Annotated in this window: 18 protein-coding genes; all 18 read right to left on the bottom strand. The window is 71.0% G+C overall.

Annotated features, from left to right (window positions below; all coding sequences use genetic code 11):
• Positions 1-2: 2 nt before the first annotated feature.
• The 18 genes from atpD to thrB all read right to left on the bottom strand — a co-directional run bounded on the left by atpD (position 3) and on the right by thrB (position 19,750).
• Positions 3-1,457, bottom strand: a complete 1,455-nt coding sequence (gene atpD / locus RLT57_RS22965; protein WP_311299169.1) for a F0F1 ATP synthase subunit beta — start codon at positions 1,455-1,457, stop codon at positions 3-5.
• A gap of 5 nt (positions 1,458-1,462) precedes the next feature.
• A complete protein-coding gene (locus RLT57_RS22960; RefSeq protein WP_311299168.1) occupies positions 1,463-2,383 on the bottom strand; it encodes a F0F1 ATP synthase subunit gamma in 921 nt (306 codons plus the stop codon).
• Positions 2,384-2,385: 2 nt separating this feature from the next.
• Positions 2,386-3,957 (bottom strand): F0F1 ATP synthase subunit alpha, encoded by a 1,572-nt coding sequence (gene atpA / locus RLT57_RS22955; RefSeq protein ID WP_311299167.1) that lies wholly within the window; start codon positions 3,955-3,957, stop codon positions 2,386-2,388.
• A 115-nt stretch (positions 3,958-4,072) separates the two neighbouring features.
• Positions 4,073-4,888 carry a F0F1 ATP synthase subunit delta gene (locus RLT57_RS22950; protein WP_311299166.1) on the bottom strand — a complete coding sequence of 272 codons (816 nt, stop codon included), beginning with the start codon at positions 4,886-4,888 and terminating at the stop codon, positions 4,073-4,075.
• 82 nt (positions 4,889-4,970) lie between these two features.
• A complete protein-coding gene (locus RLT57_RS22945) occupies positions 4,971-5,525 on the bottom strand; it encodes a F0F1 ATP synthase subunit B (protein ID WP_311299165.1) in 555 nt (184 codons plus the stop codon).
• Between the two features lie 50 nt (positions 5,526-5,575).
• Positions 5,576-5,827, bottom strand: a complete 252-nt coding sequence (atpE, locus tag RLT57_RS22940; protein ID WP_311299164.1) for an ATP synthase F0 subunit C — start codon at positions 5,825-5,827, stop codon at positions 5,576-5,578.
• A 77-nt stretch (positions 5,828-5,904) separates the two neighbouring features.
• A complete protein-coding gene (gene atpB / locus RLT57_RS22935; RefSeq protein ID WP_311299163.1) occupies positions 5,905-6,714 on the bottom strand; it encodes a F0F1 ATP synthase subunit A in 810 nt (269 codons plus the stop codon).
• 264 nt (positions 6,715-6,978) lie between these two features.
• Positions 6,979-7,392: a hypothetical protein gene (locus RLT57_RS22930; RefSeq protein WP_311299162.1), complete on the bottom strand. Its 414-nt coding sequence runs from the start codon at positions 7,390-7,392 to the stop codon at positions 6,979-6,981.
• Positions 7,393-7,707: 315 nt separating this feature from the next.
• The gene (locus RLT57_RS22925) at positions 7,708-9,012 is read right to left on the bottom strand and encodes an MraY family glycosyltransferase (RefSeq protein WP_311299161.1); all 1,305 of its coding nucleotides are present in this window, start codon (positions 9,010-9,012) and stop codon (positions 7,708-7,710) included.
• A 168-nt stretch (positions 9,013-9,180) separates the two neighbouring features.
• Complete coding sequence (locus tag RLT57_RS22920) at positions 9,181-9,810, bottom strand: protein-tyrosine-phosphatase (protein WP_311300813.1); 630 nt, start codon at positions 9,808-9,810, stop codon at positions 9,181-9,183.
• A 68-nt stretch (positions 9,811-9,878) separates the two neighbouring features.
• Positions 9,879-10,526 carry an L-threonylcarbamoyladenylate synthase gene (locus RLT57_RS22915; RefSeq protein ID WP_311299160.1) on the bottom strand — a complete coding sequence of 216 codons (648 nt, stop codon included), beginning with the start codon at positions 10,524-10,526 and terminating at the stop codon, positions 9,879-9,881.
• A 22-nt stretch (positions 10,527-10,548) separates the two neighbouring features.
• Entirely contained in the window at positions 10,549-11,394 is an 846-nt protein-coding gene (gene prmC / locus RLT57_RS22910; RefSeq protein WP_311299159.1) for a peptide chain release factor N(5)-glutamine methyltransferase, read from the bottom strand.
• A gap of 14 nt (positions 11,395-11,408) precedes the next feature.
• A complete protein-coding gene (prfA, locus tag RLT57_RS22905) occupies positions 11,409-12,488 on the bottom strand; it encodes a peptide chain release factor 1 (protein ID WP_311300812.1) in 1,080 nt (359 codons plus the stop codon).
• Positions 12,489-12,585: 97 nt separating this feature from the next.
• Positions 12,586-12,819, bottom strand: coding sequence for a 50S ribosomal protein L31 (gene rpmE, locus RLT57_RS22900; RefSeq protein WP_311299158.1), 234 nt, complete (start codon positions 12,817-12,819; stop codon positions 12,586-12,588).
• A gap of 208 nt (positions 12,820-13,027) precedes the next feature.
• On the bottom strand, positions 13,028-14,158 hold the full coding sequence (locus RLT57_RS22895) for an LCP family protein (protein WP_311299157.1): 1,131 nt from the start codon (positions 14,156-14,158) through the stop codon (positions 13,028-13,030).
• Between the two features lie 209 nt (positions 14,159-14,367).
• Positions 14,368-16,230, bottom strand: coding sequence for a trypsin-like serine protease (locus RLT57_RS22890; protein ID WP_311299156.1), 1,863 nt, complete (start codon positions 16,228-16,230; stop codon positions 14,368-14,370).
• A 165-nt stretch (positions 16,231-16,395) separates the two neighbouring features.
• Positions 16,396-18,441, bottom strand: a complete 2,046-nt coding sequence (gene rho, locus RLT57_RS22885; RefSeq protein WP_311299155.1) for a transcription termination factor Rho — start codon at positions 18,439-18,441, stop codon at positions 16,396-16,398.
• A gap of 385 nt (positions 18,442-18,826) precedes the next feature.
• Entirely contained in the window at positions 18,827-19,750 is a 924-nt protein-coding gene (gene thrB, locus RLT57_RS22880; protein ID WP_311299154.1) for a homoserine kinase, read from the bottom strand.
• Positions 19,751-19,823 lie beyond the last annotated feature (73 nt).

The following is a 19,823-nucleotide window of genomic DNA, read 5'->3' as shown; positions in this document are numbered from 1 at the left end:
CGTCAGTTGACGCCGAGCCTGGCGGCATTGGCCTTGAGGTCGTCCAGGCCGCCGCACATGAAGAACGCCTGCTCGGGGAAGTGGTCGTACTCACCGTCGGCGATCGCGTTGAACGCCGCGACCGACTCGTCCAGCGACACGTCCGAGCCGTCGACACCGGTGAACTGCTTGGCCGCGTGGGTGTTCTGCGACAGGAAGCGCTCGATCCGGCGGGCCCGGAAGACGGTGAGCTTGTCCTCCTCGCCCAGTTCGTCGATGCCGAGGATCGAGATGATGTCCTGGAGGTCCTTGTACTTCTGCAGGATGCCCTTGACCCGCATCGCGCAGTCGTAGTGGTCCTGCGCGATGTAGCGCGGGTCCAGGATCCGGGAGGTGGAGTCCAGCGGGTCCACCGCGGGGTAGATGCCCTTCTCCGAGATCGGCCGGGAGAGCACCGTCGTCGCGTCGAGGTGCGCGAAGGTGGTCGCCGGGGCCGGGTCGGTCAGGTCGTCCGCGGGGACGTAGATCGCCTGCATCGAGGTGATGGAGTGGCCGCGGGTGGAGGTGATCCGCTCCTGCAGCTGACCCATCTCGTCGGCCAGGTTCGGCTGGTACCCCACCGCGGACGGCATCCGGCCGAGCAGCGTGGAGACCTCGGAGCCGGCCTGGGTGAACCGGAAGATGTTGTCGATGAAGAACAGCACGTCCTGGTTCTGCACGTCGCGGAAGTACTCCGCCATGGTCAGCCCGGCCAGCGCGACCCGCAGCCGGGTGCCCGGCGGCTCGTCCATCTGGCCGAAGACCAGCGCGGTCTGCGGCAGTACGCCGGACTCGGCCATCTCGGCGATCAGGTCGTTGCCCTCGCGGGTGCGCTCGCCGACGCCGGCGAACACCGAGACGCCCTCGTGCAGCTTGGCGACCCGCATGATCATTTCCTGGATGAGCACGGTCTTGCCGACGCCCGCGCCGCCGAACAGGCCGATCTTGCCGCCCTTGACGTACGGGGTCAGCAGGTCGACGACCTTCAGGCCGGTCTCGAACATCTCGGTCTTGGACTCGAGCTGGTCGAAGGCCGGGGCCTTGCGGTGGATCGGCCAGCGCTCGGTGACCTCGGACTCGGCCTCCGGCTCGTTGAGGATCTTGCCGAGGGTGTTGAAGACGCGGCCCTTGGTGACGTCGCCGACCGGCACCGTGATGCCGTCGCCGGTGTCGGTCACCGGGGCCTGGCGGACCAGGCCGTCGGTGGGCTGCATGGAGATGGCGCGGACCAGGCCGTCGCCGAGGTGCTGGGCCACCTCCAGGGTCAGCGTCCGCACGCCCTGGCCCTCGCCGGACAGGTCCGACTGGTCGGCGATGTCGACGTGCAGGGCGTTGTAGATCTCCGGCATCGCGTCGACGGGGAACTCCACGTCGACGACCGGGCCGATGACCCGCGCCACGCGCCCGGTGGCGGTGGCGGTTTCAGCAGTGGTGGTCATAGTGGTCAGTCACTCCCCGCGCTCGCGTCGGCGAGGGCGCTCGCGCCACCGACGATCTCGCTGATTTCCTGGGTGATGTCGGCCTGTCGGGCCGCGTTGGACAGCCGCGTCAGCGACTTGATGAGGTCTTCCGCGTTGTCGGTCGCCGACTTCATCGCCCGGCGGCGGGCCGCGTGCTCGGAAGCGGCGGCCTGCAGCAGCGCGTTGTAGACGCGGCTCTCGACGTAGCGCGGCAGCAGCGCGTCGAGTACGCCCTCCGCGGACGGCTCGAACTCGTACAGCGGCAGGATCTTGCCCCGGTTCTCCGCCTGCTCGGTCGCGGCGGCCTCGTCCAGCGACAGCGGCAGCAGCCGCCGGGCGACCGGCACCTGCGTCATCATCGAGACGAACTCGGTGAAGACGATGTGCAGTTCGTCCACGCCGCCGTCGGCGGTCGCCCGCTGCACCGACTCGATGAGCGGGGCCGCGACCTTCTTGGCGTCGCCGTACTGCGGGCTGTCGCTGAAGCCGGTCCAGGACTCGGCGACCGCGCGCTCCCGGAAGCTGTAGTACGCCAGGCCCTTGCGGCCCACGACGTACGACTCGACCTCCTTGCCCTCCGCGCGCAGCCGCTCGACGAGCCGGTCGGCCGCCTTGATCGCGTTGGAGGAGTAGCCGCCGGCCAGGCCGCGGTCGCTCGTGACGAGCAGCACCGCGGCGCGGGTCGGGTTCTCGGTCTCGGTGGTCAGCGGGTGCCTGGTGTTGGAGCCGGTCGCCACCGCCGTCACCGCGCGGGTCAGCTCGTCCGCGTACGGCGAGGAGGCCGCCACCTGGCGCTGCGCCCTGACGATGCGCGAGGCGGCGATCATCTCCATCGCCTTGGTGATCTTCTTGGTGGCGGTGACGGACTTGATCCGGCGCTTGTAGACGCGAATCTGTGCGCCCATGATCAGCCCTCGACCAGCAGCGCGCCGGAGGACGTCTCGAACTGCTTCTTGAAGGCGGCCACCGCGTCGGTGAGCACCTCGACGGTCTCGTCCGGCAGCTTGCCGGTCTCGACGATCGCGGTGAGCAGCGACTTGTGCTCGCGGTGCAGGTAGTCCAGCAGCTCCCGCTCGAAACGGCGCACGTCCTCGACCGGTACGTCGTCCAGCTTGCCGGTGGTGCCGGCCCAGATGGAGACGACCTGGTCCTCGATCGCGTAGGGCGCGTACTGGCCCTGCTTGAGCAGCTCGACCATCCGCTGGCCGCGCTCCAGCTGTGCCTTGGAGGCCGCGTCCAAATCGGAGCCGAAGGCGGCGAACGCCTCCAGCTCGCGGTACTGGGCGAGGTCCACCCGCAGCCGTCCGGAGACGCTCTTCATGGCCTTGATCTGCGCCGAGCCGCCGACCCGGGAGACCGAGATACCGACGTTCAGCGCGGGGCGCTGACCGGCGTTGAACAGGTCCGACTCCAGGAAGCACTGGCCGTCGGTGATGGAGATGACGTTGGTCGGGATGAACGCCGACACGTCGTTGGCCTTGGTCTCCACGATCGGCAGACCGGTCATCGAGCCGGCACCCAGCTCGTCGGAGAGCTTCGCGCAGCGCTCCAGCAGCCGGGAGTGCAGGTAGAAGACGTCGCCGGGGTACGCCTCGCGCCCCGGCGGGCGGCGCAGCAGCAGGGACACCGCGCGGTAGGCATCGGCCTGCTTGGACAGGTCGTCGAAGACGATCAGTACGTGCTTGCCCTGGTACATCCAGTGCTGGCCGATGGCCGAACCGGTGTACGGCGCCAGGTACTTGAAGCCGGCCGGGTCGGACGCCGGGGCGGCGACGATGGTGGTGTACTCCAGTGCGCCGGCCTCCTCCAGCGCGGCGCGCACGCCGGCGATGGTGGAGCCCTTCTGGCCGATGGCGACGTAGATGCAGCGGACCTGCTTCTTCGGGTCGCCGGAGCGCCAGTTGTCGCGCTGGTTGATGATCGTGTCGATCGCCAGGGCGGACTTGCCGGTCTGCCGGTCGCCGATGATCAGCTGGCGCTGGCCGCGGCCGATCGGGGTCATCGCGTCGACGGCCTTGAGGCCGGTCTGCATCGGCTCGTGCACCGACTTGCGCTGCATGACCGTGGGGGCCTGCAGTTCGAGGGCGCGGCGGCCGTCGGTCTCGATCTCGCCGAGGCCGTCGATCGGGGTGCCCAGCGGGTCCACGACCCGGCCGAGGTAGCCCTCGCCGACCGCCACCGAGAGCACCTCTCCGGTGCGGCGCACCGGCTGGCCCTCCTCGACGCCGTCGAACTCGCCGAGGATGATGGCGCCGATCTCGCGTTCCTCAAGGTTGAGGGCGAGGCCGAGGGTGCCGTCCTCGAACTTCAGCAGTTCGTTCGCCATGGCCGAGGGCAGTCCCTCGACCTTCGCGATGCCGTCTCCGGCAACGCTGACCGTGCCGACCTCCTCGCGCGAGGCGGCGTCCGGCTGGTACGACTGGACAAACGTCTCCAGCGCGTCCCGGATCTCCTCCGGCCGGATCGTGAGCTCCGCCATCTGGGTTCCCTGCTCTCCTTGTTGGGCCCGAAGTTCCTGGGGGTCTGGGGGGCTGCCCCCAGAGCACTCGGTGGCCCGGCTCGGGCCGCCTTCATGCGTGTTGAGTTGGTGGCTGTCAGCCGGCCAGCCGCCGGGCCGCCTCGTCGAGGCGGTCGGCGATGGAGCCGTTGATGACCTCGTCGCCGATGCGCACCCGCAGCCCGCCGAGGACTTCGGGGTCCACGTCCAGGTTGAGGTGCACCTGCCGACCGTAGATCCTGGCCAGCGCGGCACCCAGCCGTCGCTTCTGCTGATCGCTCAGCGGAGTCGCCGAGGTCACTTCCGCGACCATCCGGTTGCGGCGGGCGGCGGCCAGCCGGGACAGGGCGTCGATCCCGCTCTCCAGGCTACGTCCTCGCGGCGCGGTGACCAGCCTGGTGACCAGACGTTCGGTGACCGGGTCGGCCCGGCCGCCCAGCAGGGAGTGCAGCAGTCCGGCCTTGGCGGTGCCGTCGGCGACCTGGTTGGCCAGCGCCGAGCGCAGCTCGCTGTTGCCGGACAGGATCCGGCCGAACCGGAACAGCTCGTCCTCCACGTCGTCCAGCACGCCACGGCGCTGGGCGGCGATCAGGTCGGCGGTGTCGGCGAGCTCCTCGGCCGCGTCCACCAGGTCGCGGGGCTGCGACCAGCGGGCCCTGACCAGGCCGGCTAGCAGGTCGAGGGCGTCGTCGCCGACCTGGGTGCCGAGCAGCTGCCGCAGCAGCCCGGCCTTGGCCTCGCCGGACTTCGACGGGTCGCTCAGCGCCCGGCGCAGCGTCCCCTCGCGGTGCAGCAGCGCGGTGACGGCGGCCAGTTCCCCGCCGAGCCGCGCCGGGTCCACCGCGGTGTTGTCGGTCAGCGCGTCGAGCTGCTCGCGGGCGGCGCCCAGCGCGTCACGGCTCGCTCCGTTCATCGGGCGCCCTCCCCGGCTCGCCGCGTGCGGACCGGCCGGGACACGGCCGTGCCGCCCGCTCGCCGGCGTACCGCTCCCGTGCTCACCGGGCCGCCTCAGCGGCCGGCGCCGATTCGTCGAGGCCGTCGAGGAAGCGGTCGATGGTCCGGCTCTGCCGGGCGGTGTCCTCCAGCGCCTCGCCGACCAGCCTGCCGGCCAGTTCGGTGGCGAGCCTGCCGACGTCGTGCCGCAGCGCGGCGGCGGCGGACTTGCGGTCGGCCTCCAGCTGGGCGTGGCCGGCGGCGACGATCTCCTCGCGCTGACGCTGGCCCTCGGCCCGCATCTCGGCGATGAGCGCGGCGCCCTGCTCCTGCGCCTCCTGGCGCAGCCGCGCGGCCTCGTGCCGGGCCTCGGCGAGCTGGGCGCGGTAGCGTTCAAGGGCTTCCTGCGCCTCGGCCTGGGTGGCCTCGGCCTTCTCCATGCCGCCTTCGATGGCCTCCCGGCGCTCGTCCAGAACCTTGTTGATGTTCGGGAGGAGCTTCTTGGCGAGGAAGATGAAAACGATGGCGAAGGCGATCAGGCCGATGATGAGCTCGGGGATCGGCGGGACGAGCGGGTTCTCCGCGTCGTCGGCCGCCAGCTGTACCAGGGCGATCACATCAGTGCCTTCCGTCTATGTGTTCCGGTCGATCCGGTCGTCGGCCGCGATCAGGAGGTCGGGTAGACGAACGGCATGACCAGACCGATCAGGGCGAGCGCCTCACAGAAGGCGAAGCCGAGAATCTGGTTGGCGCGGATCAGGCCGGCCGCCTCGGGCTGCCGGGCGAGGGCCTGGGTGCCGTTGCCGAAGATGATGCCGATGCCGACGCCGGGGCCGATGGCGGCCAGGCCGTAGCCGATCGAGCCGAGGTTGCCCTTGATCTGGGTGGCGGCGAGCGTCGCGTGCGCGAGAGCGGACATGCCGGGTTCTTCCTTCTCTTTCACGGACCGGTGGGGATTGGCCACCGGAACATCTGTCGGGGGCGTGGGCGGGGTGCTCAGTGGTGCTCGGCGAGCGCGCCCTGGACGTAGCTGGAGGCCAGGAGGACGAAGACGTACGCCTGGACGGCCTGGATGAACAGCTCGAAGGCGGTCATCACGATGGTCATGATGAAGGACACACCCGCGTAGGCGATGCCGATGCCGTTGAGCAGGTACCAGGTAGCCACCGTGAACAGCAGCAGCAGGGTGTGGCCGGCGAACATGTTGGCGAACAGCCGGACCGCGTGCGTGAACGGCCGTACCAGCACGTTCGAGAAGAACTCGATCGGCACCGAGAGGAACAGCACGACGCCGAGTGACTTGTCGTAGCCGGTGATGTTCTTCCAGCCGCCGACGAAGCCGTGCTTCTTGAACGTCAGGTACATCCACGTCACGTAGACGACCGCCGCCAGGCCCGCCGGGAAGGAGATGATCGCCGTCACGGGGAACTGGGCGACCGGGATGATCGACCAGAGGTTCATCAGCCAGACCGTGAAGAACAGCGAGACCATCAGCGGGACGTATTTCTCGCCGACCTTCTTGCCGAGCGTCTCGTAGACGATGCCGCGGCGGACGAAGTCGTAGCCCGCCTCGCCGACCATCTGGAGCTTGCCGGGCACCACCTTGGGCTTGCTGAAGGCGGCCCAGAAGAAGCCGACGATCACGACGGTGCTGAGCAGCGCCAGCAGCATCGGCTTGGTGAAGTCGAAGCTGCCGACCGAGAAGATCGGGCGGAAGACGAACGAGTGCAGTCCGGGGGCCGGGAAGCCGCACCCGTCGAAGATGTGGCAGTTCGTCTCGAAGGCGAGAACCTGGTCAGCACTCACCGAGAGCTCCTTCAGCGTGACGCATGGGTACGGCAACCTCGATGTGTCGGCGCGGCACTGGGCCGCGGAACGGCACTGGACTGGTGGTACGGCTGTGGAGGCGGCGGGTCGGCGCTGAACCGAGTGGTGGGAATGACCGGTTCACCGCTCGCGGCAGCTCCACCGCGGTTGAGACCGCAGTTGAGTCGGGACGATAGCAAATGAGCGGAGCGCCCTTTACACCGCCCCTACCCTGGTCGGCGCGACCCTCGCGGGTGGCGCACGTCACGACGGGTTCCCCGCGGACTCGGGTTCCACGTAGAGGATCTTGGCCTTCAGATACGTCCTGGCCTGCGCGGCGATCCAGACGAGCGCGGCGGCCAGCAGCGAGAAGGCGAAAGCGCGGGTGTTGAACAGCGAGGTGTGCTTGAAGACGGCGAGCACGATCGCGAGCAGCAGGATCTGCACGGTGTAGAGCGTCAGGCCCATCATCTGGAACAGCGACGGGTACGACTTCGCGGTGCGCTGAAGCACCACCATCCCGATCGACATGAAGGCGATCACGACCAACGTGCCGGCGGCGGCGCCGATCGCTCCCTTGCCGCCGGCCAACGCACCGCTGATCACGGTGGCGATGGCACCGGCCGCGGCAGTGGGGACGGTGCAGTTGAGGAGGGTTCGGACGTCGTTGGACTGCATGGGGGCAGCTCCTCCGGCGGGAGTTGGGGATCGCGGGTGTCGTCGGAGACGAGCGTAGTCGGGGCTGAGGACGCGCCTCACGCCGGAAGACCGTCGCTCCATGGTCTTTCGGCTTGTTTCCCGGGTTTCGTGAACGGTATCACAAAGTATTTGATGCGGTCTTTACCATGGAAGTGTGCTGCCCGTCACACACACGGGCTACCGGCGCCCGCTGGAATTGACGCTCCGGGTTGCTGGAGTCGACCGGTTCGACCGCATTAGCCTCATTGTCCGAATAGGACTTTCTGCTGGAATTCTCCGGGAAAGCCGATCGCCTCAGTGGTGGCTGTCCACCGGTCGGCGGCGGTCCGGCAGCCGGGAGCGGTCGCCGATCGCGGTCGAGCCGTGCAGCGCCGGCCGGTCGGCCAGCATCTCCCGCTCGGCCGCGGCGGCGTCGGCGGCCAGCCGGCGCCGGCGGCGCCGGTAGCGCGGCGGCACGATCGCCTCGGCCCAGTGCGGGGCCCGCGGCCGGACCCGGGGCAGCAGCAGGACCACCAGGCCCACCGCGCTCAGCGCGACGATCACCAGCACGATCCACAGGCTGGAGGAGTTCACCGAGAACGCCACGGCGGAGAAGGCGAACAGCGCGGCCCAGAAGTACATGATCAGCACCGCCCGGCTGTGCGAGTGCCCGATCTCCAGCAGCCGGTGGTGCAGGTGGCCGCGGTCGGCGGCGAACGGCGACTGGCCCTTCCAGGTCCTGCGCACCACCGCGAGCACCAGGTCGGCGGCCGGGATGGCGATCATGGTCAGCGGCAGCAGCAGCGGCATGTAGACCGGCACCATGAAGTGCACGGTCTGCCGGGTCGACCCGGTGAAGTCGGTGATCGCGTCCGGGTCCACCTGCCCGGTGATCGAGATCGCGCCGGAGGCCAGCACCAGGCCGATCAGCATCGAGCCGGAGTCCCCCATGAAGATCCGGGCCGGGTGGATGTTGTGCGGCAGGAAGCCCAGGCACATGCCGATGAGGATGGCGCTGAACAGCGTGGCGGGCGCGGCGGCCTCGACCCCGTAGCCGTACCACATGCGGTACGCGTACATGAAGAACGCGATGGAGGCGATGCACACCATGCCGGCCGCCAGGCCGTCCAGGCCGTCGACGAAGTTCACCGCGTTGATGGTGATCACCACCAGCGCCACGGTCAGCAGGGTGGACTGCACGGGGGTGAGGGCGACCGTGCCGATGCCGGGTACCGGCAGCCACAGGATGGTCAGGCCCTGCCAGACCATCACCCCGGCGGCGATCATCTGCACACCGAGCTTGATCAGCGCGTCCACGCCCCACTTGTCGTCGAGCACGCCCAGCAGCCAGATCAGCCCGGCGCCGGACAGCAGCGCCCGGGGTTCACTGGACAGCCGGAAGACGTCCCCGATGTTGCTCAGGTGCGCGGCGACCAGCAGCCCGGCGCACAGGCCGCCGAACATCGCGATGCCGCCGAGCCGCGGGGTCGGTTCACGGTGCACGTCGCGCGCGCGGATCTCCGGCATGGCACCGGCCGCGATGGCGAACTTCCGTACCGGGCCGGTCAGCAGGTACGTGACGGCGGCGGAGACGCACAGGGTCAGCAGGTACTCGCGCACGGGCAGCCTCCGACGTGCTCGGGGGCGCGACCGGGCTGCGCACGCGTCCGGGGGTTCCTCACAGCGTCACACCCTAGTGGTGGCCGGGCCGGGACGGCGAACACCTGTCGAGACTCACAGGGAGCCCGGATGGTTGCACCGACCCGTAGCGGGGTAGAGCGGTGGACCCTAGACGGCCGCCGGGGCCGGGATTCCGGTCAGCGCGGTGACCACCGGGTCGAGCGCGCCGTGGATCTCCCCGCCGATGCTGCGGAAGTACGACAGCGGCGCGCCGTAGGGGTCGTGCACCTCGTCGCCGTCGGGGTTCGGCGCCAGCAGCCAGCCGCGCAGCGCGGCGGCGGCCCGCACCAGGGCGCGGGCCCGCTCGGTGACCCCGCCGTCGGGCAGCGTGGCCTCGTCTATCGCCCGCACCAGCCGGGTGAACTCCTTCAGCGTGAAGGTACGCAGACCCGCCGCGTGGCCCATCGAGATCACCTGGGCGCGGTGGTCGCGGGTCGCGGTGAGCACCAGGTCGGCGTCGATCACGTGGTCGTCCAGCAGCTCGCGGCCGGTGAAGCCGGCCGGGTCGGCGCCGAACTCGTCGAGCACCACGGCGGCGTGCGCCTCCATCGGCGCGCCCTCGTGACCCCAGGTGCCCGCGGACTCCACCAGGATGCCGGCCGCGCCGTCGCCGAGCCGCCGGGCCAGCCCGTGCCGCATCAGCCGCTCGGCCATCGGCGAGCGGCACACGTTGCCGGTACAGACGTGGAGCACCCGGAAGACGTCGTCGCTCTGCCCGGCCGTGACGTACCCCGGCACGTACCCGGTGAGCGGTCCGGGCAGCTGCCCGGTGCCGGTCAGCCCCCGTATGCCCCGCCCGTCCGGCGTCAATTGCGCTCCTGCAGGTCGGGGACGACCCGCCGCAGCTCCTCCGCACTGATCGCCCCGGCCCGCAGCAGCACCGGCACCTTGCCGGTCACATCGACGATGGAGGAGGGCACCGCGGCGGGGGTGGGCCCGCCGTCCAGGTAGATCGCCACCGAGTCGCCCAGCATGGCCTGGGCGGCGTCGCAGTCCTGCGGCGAGGGGTGCCCGGTCAGGTTGGCGCTGGAGACCGCCAGCGGGCCGGTCTCGACCAGCAGTTCGATCGCGACCGGGTGCAGCGGCATCCGGACCGCGACGGTGCCGCGGGTGTCGCCCAGGTCCCAGCGCAGCGACGGCTGGTGCCTGGTGACCAGGGTGAGCGCGCCCGGCCAGAAGGCGTCGACCAGTTCCCAGGCCTGCTCGGAGAAGTCGGTGACGATGCCGTGCAGGGTGTTCGGGGAGCCGACCAGCACCGGTGAGGGCATGTTGCGCCCGCGGCCCTTGGCCTCCAGCAGATCCCCGACGGCCTCGGCGTCGAAGGCGTCCGCGCCGACCCCGTAGACCGTGTCGGTGGGCAGCACGACCAGATCGCCGCGCTTGACCGCCGAGCCGGCCTCGCGCAGACCAGTGACCCGCTCGGTCGCGTCGGAGCAGTCGTATCGCCGTGCCATTAGCTGACCTCCAAAGACATGGTCACGGCCGCGCCTTCCGAGCCGTGGTGAACCGCGGGCGGTTGTTGAGATCGGGGTGGTCGGCCGCGTCCGCCCAGCCCGCGTCCTCTTTGAAGATCCACGGCACCTGACCGCCCTGGGAGTCGGCGTGTTCGACCACGACGACGCCGCCGGGCCGCAGCAGCCGGCGCGCGGTGCGCTCGATGCCACGGATGGTGTCCAGGCCGTCCTCGCCGGAGAACAGGGCGAGTTCGGGGTCGTGGTCGCGGGCTTCCGGCGCAACGTACTCCCACTCGGTGAGCGGGATGTAGGGCGGGTTGGAGATGACCAGGTCCACTTGGCCGTTGAGGTCGGGGAAGGCGCTCAGCGCGTTCCCCTGGCGCAGGTCGACCTTGCTGCCCGAGACGTTCTTCCTGGCCCATTCCAGGGCCTGTTCCGACAGTTCCACGGCGTGCACCCGGGACCGCGGCACCTCCTGGGCCAGGGCCAGCGCGATGGCGCCGGAGCCGGTGCACAGGTCGACGATCAGCGGCTCGGCGACGTCCATGGCCCGTACCGCGTCTATGGCCCAGCCGACCACCGACTCCGTCTCCGGCCGGGGCACGAACACCCCCGGGCCGACCTGGAGTTCCAGGTAGCGGAAGAAGGCGCGTCCGGTGATGTGCTGAAGCGGTTCGCGGGCCTCCCGGCGGGCGACGGCCTCCCAGTAGCGGGCGTCGAACTCCGCGTCGGCCACACTGTGCAGTTCACCGCGCCTGACGCCGTGGACGTACGCGGCCAGCTCCTCGGCGTCGAAGCGCGGCGACGGCACGCCCGCGTCCGCGAGTCGCTGTGCGGCCTGCGCCACCTCGGCGAGCAGCAGGTTCACTGTCGCTTCCCCTCTCAGCTGCCGTCGCCGGCCGCGGCCAGTCTGGCGGCCGAGTCGGCGTCCACGCAGGCCTGGATCATCGTGTCGAGGTCACCGTCGAGCACCTGGTCCAGGTTGTACGCCTTGAAGCCGACGCGGTGGTCGGAGATGCGGTTCTCCGGGAAGTTGTAGGTGCGGATGCGCTCGGAGCGGTCCACCGTGCGCACCTGGCTGCGGCGGGCGTCGGACGCCTCCCGCTCGGCCTCCTCCTGCGCGGCGGCCAGCAGCCGGGAGCGCAGGATGCGCATCGCCGACTCCTTGTTCTGCAGCTGGCTCTTCTCGTTCTGGCAGGAGACCACCAGGCCGGAGGGCAGGTGGGTGATGCGGACCGCGGAGTCGGTGGTGTTGACCGACTGGCCGCCGGGTCCCGACGAGCGGTACACGTCGATCCGCAGGTCGTTGGGCCCGATCTCGACCTCGACGTCCTCCGCCTCCGGGGTGACCAGCACACCGACGGCGGAGGTGTGGATACGGCCCTGGGACTCGGTGGCGGGCACCCGCTGCACCCGGTGCACCCCGCCCTCGTACTTCAGCCGGGCCCAGACGCCGTGGCCGGCCTCGCGGCCGGCCCTGGCCTTCACCGCGACCTGCACGTCCTTGTAGCCGCCGAGGTCGGAGGCGTTGGCGTCGAGGATCTCGGTCTTCCAGCCGACGCGCTCGGCGTAGCGCAGGTACATCCGCAGCAGGTCGCCGGCGAACAGCGCGGACTCCTCGCCGCCCTCGCCGGCCTTGACCTCCAAGATGACGTCCTTGTCGTCACTGGGGTCGCGCGGGACCAGCAGCAGCCGCAGCCGCTCGGTCAGCTCCTCGCGCTCCTTCTCCAGTTCCTTCACCTCGGCGGCGAAGTCCGGGTCGTCGGCCGCGAGTTCGCGGGCGGTGCCGATGTCGTCGCCGGTCTGCCGCCAGGAGCGGTAGGCGGTGACGATGGGGGTCAGTTCGGCGTAGCGCTTGTTGAGCTTGCGGGCGTTGGCCTGGTCCGCGTGCACCGCGGGGTCGGCGAGCTGCTTTTCGAGGTCGGCGTGCTCGCCGATCAGTTCCTCGACCGCCTCGAACATCATGGGGTCCCTGGATGGAAGAAGGAGGGGTGCGGACGACAAAGCGCCGGTCCGGTCACCCTGGGAGGGGCGACCGCAGACCGGCGCTTTCGGGTCGCTACTTCTTGCCGGACCCGGCGGTCGTCCTGCCCTTGCCGAAGCGGGCCTCGAAGCGGGCCACGCGGCCACCGGTGTCGAGGATCTTCTGCTTGCCCGTGTAGAACGGGTGGCACGCGGAGCACACCTCGGCGCGGATCTGGCCGCCGGTGTCGGTGCTGCGCGTGGTGAACGAGGCGCCGCAGGTGCAGGTGACCTGGGTCTCGACGTACGGGGGGTGGATCTCGGGCTTCACAGGATGCTCCTAGGCTCGGGAGGGCGCCGGGTCGCACCGCGGATTGCGGACGCGTGAACCGGGGCCAGCGGTCCAGTCTGCCAGGACTGTCCGCATCTCCCCAAACCGGGGACCCGCCCGATTCATTCCCCGGCCGGTCCTGGGACCGCCGCGACGGGGTTCGCGCAGCTCAGGGCCGGTGTGGGGGCGGGCGGTGCGGGGCAGCGGCTCAGTGTCCGCCGGAGCGGGCGCCCGGGGTCGGATCGGCGCCGACCACCCGCCCGGCGTCCCGGTCGGCCGCCGCCGAGCCCTTGGTCGCGGCGGCCGGGATCGGCCGGTCGGCCCGCAGCGCCGCCCACACCATCGCGGCCTGCCGGCCGATCGGCACCACCCGGTTGGGGTCGCTGGGCGCGGACCGTACCGGCAGCGTCACCATGTGCACCCGGCGGGAGTCCAGGTGCTGCACGCTCTGCGCGAAGCCCATCAGCTTGGTGACCGTGCCGAGCCCGGTGTCGGTGGTGACCGCCCTGGTGGCGGTGTCGGCGGCCGAGAGCAGCTTGGCGGGGCTGCTCAGCACGCCGATGCCGCTGATCCGCTCCAGCAGCGCCTTCATGAACGCCTGCTGGAGCTGGATACGGCCCAGGTCGCTGCCGTCGGCGACGCCGTGCCGGGTGCGGACCAGGCCGAGCGCCTGCTCGCCGTGCAGGGTGTGGGTGCCGGCCGCCAGGTTGAGATGGCTCTTGCGGTCGTTGATCGCCCTGGTGGTGGTGAGCGGGACCCCGCCGAGGGCGTCGACCAGGTTCTTGAAGCCGGTGAAGTCGACCTCGACGTAGTGGTCCATCCGCAGCCCGGTGAGCTTCTCCACCGTCTTGACCGTGCAGGCCGGGCCGCCGACCGCGTAGGCGGTGTTGAACATCACCTGGGGCGCCGCGGGCCGTCTCCGGCCGCCGGGCGCGGTGCAGGCCGGGCGGTGGACGAGGGTGTCGCGCGGGACGCTGACCACGCTGGCGGCCTTGTGGCCCCTGTCCAGGTGCACGATCATCGCGGTGTCGGAGCGGGCGCCGCTGCTGTGGCCGTACTCGGCGTTGGCGCCGGAGCGCGAGTCGGAGCCGAGCACCAGGATGTCCATGGAGCCGTTGCCGAGCCGGGCCGGGCGGTCGCGGCCGAGCGCGGAGTCGATGTCGACGCTGTGGATGTTGCCGTTCAGCCGGACGTAGAGGTACCCGGCCCCGGCGCTCCCGGCCAGCACCACGCCCGCCGCAGCCCAGGCCACGACGTGCAGCGCCCTGCGGCGGCGCCTGCGACCGGCCGAAGCCCCCAGCGGGCTGGACCCGGTCCGCGGCAGCTGGTCGTCGGGCATCGTGCCACCTCGGCTTCCTGCGTCTGATGGGGTCAGACATTCCATCGTGCGCCGGGGGACGGCTCCCGGCATCCGGGGGACAACGGCGAGTGCCCGCGCACCCCTGGTCAGGGGCCGCGCGGGCACTTTTCCGCGACTTCGCCGGGTGACCGCGGCCGCAGCGATTACTACGCTGGGTCACGGATCTGCCGGGCGGGATGTCTCCCCGCTCAGTCCACCAGGTTGTACATGTTCCAGCCGGTCCCGATCCGGACCGAGGCCGCGAAGGCCCCCGGGCCGGCCGTGCCGGTTCCCTTGAACAGGTAGAACGAGCCGGACGGGACCCGCGCCAGCAGGTCCGCGCGGCCGTCGCCGGAGAAGTCCCCGACGGTGACCAGCTTGTCGTAGCCGTTCCACCCGGTGGAGATCAGCACCGGCGCCAGGAACGGTGCCGCCGCGCTGCCGGTGCCCCGCAGCAGGTACAGGCCGCCGGTCTTGGTGTCACGGGCGAGTACGTCCGTGAGACCGTCGCCGCTGAAGTCGCCGTGGCCGATCACCAGGTTGTACGGGCTCCAGCTGACGCCGGGCATGACCGCGGTGTTGAACAGCCCGTTGCCCTTGCCGGAGTAGATCCACAGCCGGCCCGCCGAGTCCTCGGTGAGCAGGTCGGGGATGCCGTCCCCGGTGACGTCCCCGGGCACCAGCAGCGCCTTGAGCGTCTTCCAGGCGGAGCCGATCCGGGTGTACGAGTACGACGCCCGGTCGGCGGTGCGGTGTCCCATGAAGGTGTTGCCGCTGCTGGTGGCGCGCAGGATGTAGTCCTGGTACCCGTCGCGCTCCAGGTCCGCCTGGATGACCGTGTCGTAGTTCTTGAACGACGCGGGGGCCGTCACCCGGCCCTTCACCCCGGTACCCGTCGACGCGTACACGTACGACGCGCCGGCCGGGGTCTGGGCGATCACGTCGGCCTTGGCGTCCCGCGTCACGTCGGTGTCGTTGATCCGCGGCTGCACGACCCCGCTGTACGTCGAGAACCTGGTGAACACGTCGTACGTGCCCGGCACGTTGCAGTCCTGCGTGTCGGAGCTGACGCCCCACGAGACCAGGCCGATCAGTTTGCCGCCGGCCACCAGCGGGCCGCCGGAGTCGCCGGAGCAGGTGGTCTTGCCGGTGGCGTCGTCGCCCGTCCCGCCGGCGCCGCCGCACAGCATGTGCCCGGCTATGTAGGCGTCGGGGTCGCCGAGCACGCCGTCGAGTTCGTCGGCGCACTCGGTGTCGCCGTTCACCGACAGGGTCAGGCTCTGCAAAGTCTCGGCCAGGTTCGGGCTGTTCGGCTCCGAGTCGGTGACGCCCCAGCCGTAGACCTTCGCCTGCGTCCCCGCCTGGTACAGCGCGGTGTCGTTCGGCGTGGCCAGCGGCAGGGTCTTGAGGTTGAGCGGGTGGTCGAGCGTCAGCAGCGCCACGTCGTTGTCGATCGTGCTGCCGTTGTACGACGGGTTCACCCACTGGGCGGTGACGCCCACGACCGGGCTGGCGTCGGTGCCGCCGAGGATGCCGGTGTCACCCACGATCACGCCGTTGTTCACCCAGTCCAGACCGGACACGCAGTGCCCCGCGGTCAGCACCTTGTTCTGGGCGACCAGGGTGCCGCCGCAGAACTCGATGCTGTCGTCGTCCGGGTTGAGGTAGATGAGCTGGACCATCCACGGCGCGGTGCTGATGTTGGTCGTACCGCCGCCGATGATGCGCGGCTTGGCGGTGGCGCCGGTGGTGGCGGTGGCGCCGGTGGTGGCGGTCGGGCCGGCCGCCGCCCGCTCGGCGACGGGCAGGCGCTTCACCGCTTCGTGCACCCGGGCCCGCAGTTGGCTCTGCGTGGCCGTCGGCCCCCCCTGGCCGTCGGCGACGGCTCCGGCGTGTGCCGGAGCCGTCAGGATCAGACTCGCGGCGCCGACGGCCAGCGCGGTGAGCGGGGCGGCGACGGCGAGACGGGCCCGCCGGCCACCCTTGTGGAAGAAAGTCACATGGCTCCTGTCGTGGAAGAAGAACGCCCGGCGCGGCGGTGGAGTGGAGAGGGCGGCACCGGACGTGCCCACAGGTGGTTCCCCCCACCCTGCGGCCGACAGATCATATGACGAACAAATGAACCCACCCCCCGGGATGGTCCCGAAGGGTGGGTAAAATTCAAGCAAACAGCCTGAGTTGACCGTTTAGCCGACCGGCCGGCGGGTCAAAAACGCCCGCCCGGACCGGAACCGGACTCAGTCGTTGTTCTGACCCGGCGTCGTCTTGGCGATCTGCATCAGGAACTCGGCGTTGGACTTGGTCTGCTTCATCTTGTCCAGCAGCAGCTCGATCGCCTGCTGCGAGTCCAGCGCGTGCAGCACCCGGCGCAGCTTCCAGACGATGCCCAGCTCGTCGCGGTCCAGCAGGATCTCCTCCTTGCGGGTACCGGACGGGTCGACGTCGACCGCCGGGAAGATCCGCTTGTCGGCGAGCTTGCGGTCGAGCTTGAGCTCCATGTTGCCGGTGCCCTTGAACTCCTCGAAGATCACCTCGTCCATCCGCGAGCCGGTCTCGACCAGCGCGGTGGCCAGGATGGTCAGCGAGCCGCCGTCCTCGATGTTGCGCGCCGCGCCGAAGAACCGCTTCGGCGGGTAGAGCGCGGTCGAGTCGACACCGCCGGACAGGATCCGGCCGGAGGCGGGCGCCGCCAGGTTGTAGGCGCGGCCCAGCCGGGTGATGGAGTCCAGCAGCACCACCACGTCGTGCCCCAGCTCCACCAGCCGCTTGGCACGCTCGATGGCCAGCTCGGCGACGGTGGTGTGGTCCTCGGCGGGCCGGTCGAAGGTCGAGGAGATGACCTCGCCCTTCACCGAGCGCTGCATGTCGGTGACCTCCTCCGGACGCTCGTCGACCAGCACGACCATCAGGTGGCACTCGGGGTTGTTGGTGGTGATCGCGTTGGCGATCGCCTGCATGATCATGGTCTTGCCGGTCTTCGGCGGCGCCACGATCAGCCCGCGCTGGCCCTTGCCGATCGGCGACACCAGGTCGATGATCCGGGTGGTCAGCACGCCCGGGTCGGTCTCCAGCCGGAGCCGGTCCTGCGGGTACAGCGGGGTGAGCTTGTTGAACTCCGGACGGCCGCGGCCCGAGTCGGCGCCCATGCCGTTGGCCGAGTCCAGCCGGACCAGCGCGTTGAACTTCTCGCGGCGCTCGCCGTCCTTGGGCTGCCGTACGGCGCCGGTGACGTGGTCGCCCTTGCGCAGACCGTTCTTGCGCACCTGGGCCAGCGAGACGTACACGTCGTTCGGGCCCGGCAGGTAGCCGGAGGTCCGGATGAAGGCGTAGTTGTCGAGGATGTCGAGGATGCCGGCCACCGGGATCAGCACGTCGTCGTCGGCGACCTGCGGCTCACCGCCGCCACCGAACTCCTCGCGGCGGTTGCCGCGTCCCCGGCGGTCGCGGTAGCGGCCCCTGCGACGGCCGCGGCCGTCGCCGAACTCGTCGTCGTCCTGCGGGGCGCCGCCCTGACCGCCCTGGCCGGCCTGCTGCTGGCTCTGGCCGCCCTGACCCTGGCCGCCCTGGTTCTGGCCCTGGCCCTGGCCGCCCTGCTGCTGCCGGTCGCGGTCACGGTCGCCGCGGCTGTCCCGGTTCTGCCGGCTGCCGCCGTCGGCGCCGTCCTCGCCGCGGTTGCGCTGGCGGTCGCGCTGCCGCTCCCTGCGGTCGCCGCGCTGGCCGCGCTGGCGGTCCTGGCGGTCGTCGCCCGCGGCCTGCTGCCTGGCGTCCCCGCTCCTGGCGTCGCGGCCCTCGGCGGTGTCCACCGCCGCCTCGGCGCGGTCGGCGCGCTCGGTCCTGGCCCCGTTGGCGGCGGCGGCCTTGGCCTGCTCGCCGGCCGGCTGGCCCGGGATCTCGATCTGCTGCGGCTCGGGCGGCGCGGCCGGCGCCGCGGCGGGCTCGGCCTCGGCCTGCTCGATACGGGTCCGCGAGGTGGCCCGGCGCTTCGGCTTCTCGGCGACGGCTGCCTCGGCCGGGGCGGCCTGCGGGGCGGTGGTGCCGCCGCCGGCCTGCCGCTCCTTGATGGTCTCGATCAGCTGGCTCTTGCGCATCCGCGCGGTGCCCTTGATACCGAGGCCCGAGGCGAGCTGCTGCAGTTCGGCCAGGACCATTGCGTCCAGACCGGTACCGGACCGGCGTCGCCGTGAGGCACTGGCCGTGGCAGCACCGGTAGCAGGCGCGGCGGCATCGGACGCGGCGACAGTGTTGTCTGCGCGCACGCCCATCAGATCGGTGGTGTCGCTCACGAAGGGTCCTTCCCTGGAGCGGACGTCGGCCTGTCTGGCTCGGCGACCGGTCGTGCTGTCCGGATCTGGGCGTATCCGCTGCTCAGAGCCGGGGCGGTGGTCCGCCTGATGGCGGCAGAAAAACATACGTGCTTCGGTACGGAGAGAACTGCGGGAGATCTCGTACCGACTCCGGAGCGTGCTCGACACTGCGCGGGCGGGGTGTCCGAATTCCCCGGTCAGGCTGCCTGTGCGGTGTGGGAGGCTCCCGGAAGAAGGGTCGTCCCATGGCGTTTTCCGGGACGGCGACACAGCGCATCGCACCCATTGGGCGGCGAATGCTGGCTTGAGATTAACACTACCGGATCCAACGGATATTCCCCCTCTCTACGCCCGGCAATCGTGTTCACTGCCCCCCTGCGAGCGGCAGCACACTGGCCCCGGTGAGGTCGAGCGCCAGGCGGTTCGCCGCCCAGCCCTCGGCCGCGAACCGGGAGACCTTGTCGGCGGCGCCCTCGTCGGACAGCGCCAGCACGGTCGGCCCCGCGCCGGACACGACGGCGGGGACGCCTTCCGCGCGCAGCCGGCTGACCAGCGCCAGACTCTCCGGCATGGCGGGCCCCCGGTAGTCCTGGTGCAGGCGGTCCTCGGTGGCGGGCAGCAGCAGGTCGGGGCGCCTGGTGAGCGCCTCCACCAGCAGCGCGGCCCGGCCCGCGTTGACCGCGGCGTCCACATGCGGGACGGTACGCGGCAGCAGCCCGCGGGCGGTCTCGGTGAGCAGCGGCGTGGCCGGCACGAAGACGACCGGCACCAGCGACGCCACCGGGTCCATCCGGATCGCCCGCGCGGCGCCGCCATCGGTCCAGGCCAGCGTGAAACCGCCGAGCAGGCAGGCCGCCACGTTGTCGGGGTGGCCCTCGATCTCGGTGGCCAGTTCCAGCAGCGCGGTGTCGTCGAGCACACCCGGCCCGCCTATCGTCACCGCGCGGGCGGCGATGATTCCCGCGCAGATGGCGGCCGACGACGAGCCGAGGCCGCGCCCGTGCGGGACGCGGTTGGCGCACACCACTTCGAGGCCGCGCGGCTGGCCCCCCAGCAGGTCGAACGTGGTCCGCAGCGACCGTACGACCAAATGCTTCTCGTCCCGGGGCAGCGTGTCGGCGCCCTCCCCTGCGATGTCGACGTGCAGACCGGCGTCGGCGACGCGGACCACCACGTCGTCGTACAGCCCCAAGGCCAGGCCGAAGGCGTCGAAACCGGGGCCCAGGTTGGCGCTGGTCGCGGGGACGCGCACTCGTACTGCGGCGGCGCGGAACGCGGGACCGGCCATCGTTCGACGAATCTCCTTGTGCGGTACGCCCTCCGGGCACGGCGCCATTGCCGGGCGGCTGGGCGGGGGTGGC

It is taken from the genome of Streptomyces sp. ITFR-21, assembly GCF_031844685.1.
Lineage (GTDB): Bacteria > Actinomycetota > Actinomycetes > Streptomycetales > Streptomycetaceae > Actinacidiphila.
This window is presented reverse-complemented; position numbering and strand designations above follow the sequence as displayed.

Excerpts from the sequence above, each read along its gene's own strand:
- RLT57_RS22895 (WP_311299157.1), bottom strand. The coding sequence starts at position 14,158 with ATGCCCGACGACCAGCTGCCGCGGACCGGGTCCAGCCCGCTGGGGGCT.
- atpE (WP_311299164.1), bottom strand. The coding sequence starts at position 5,827 with ATGTCCGCTCTCGCGCACGCGACGCTCGCCGCCACCCAGATCAAGGGC.
- RLT57_RS22960 (WP_311299168.1), bottom strand. The coding sequence starts at position 2,383 with ATGGGCGCACAGATTCGCGTCTACAAGCGCCGGATCAAGTCCGTCACC.
- RLT57_RS22915 (WP_311299160.1), bottom strand. The coding sequence starts at position 10,526 with ATGGCACGGCGATACGACTGCTCCGACGCGACCGAGCGGGTCACTGGT.
- atpD (WP_311299169.1), bottom strand. The coding sequence starts at position 1,457 with ATGACCACCACTGCTGAAACCGCCACCGCCACCGGGCGCGTGGCGCGG.
- RLT57_RS22930 (WP_311299162.1), bottom strand. The coding sequence starts at position 7,392 with ATGCAGTCCAACGACGTCCGAACCCTCCTCAACTGCACCGTCCCCACT.
- prfA (WP_311300812.1), bottom strand. The coding sequence starts at position 12,488 with ATGTTCGAGGCGGTCGAGGAACTGATCGGCGAGCACGCCGACCTCGAA.
- atpA (WP_311299167.1), bottom strand. The coding sequence starts at position 3,957 with ATGGCGGAGCTCACGATCCGGCCGGAGGAGATCCGGGACGCGCTGGAG.
- thrB (WP_311299154.1), bottom strand. The coding sequence starts at position 19,750 with ATGGCCGGTCCCGCGTTCCGCGCCGCCGCAGTACGAGTGCGCGTCCCC.
- RLT57_RS22950 (WP_311299166.1), bottom strand. The coding sequence starts at position 4,888 with ATGAACGGAGCGAGCCGTGACGCGCTGGGCGCCGCCCGCGAGCAGCTC.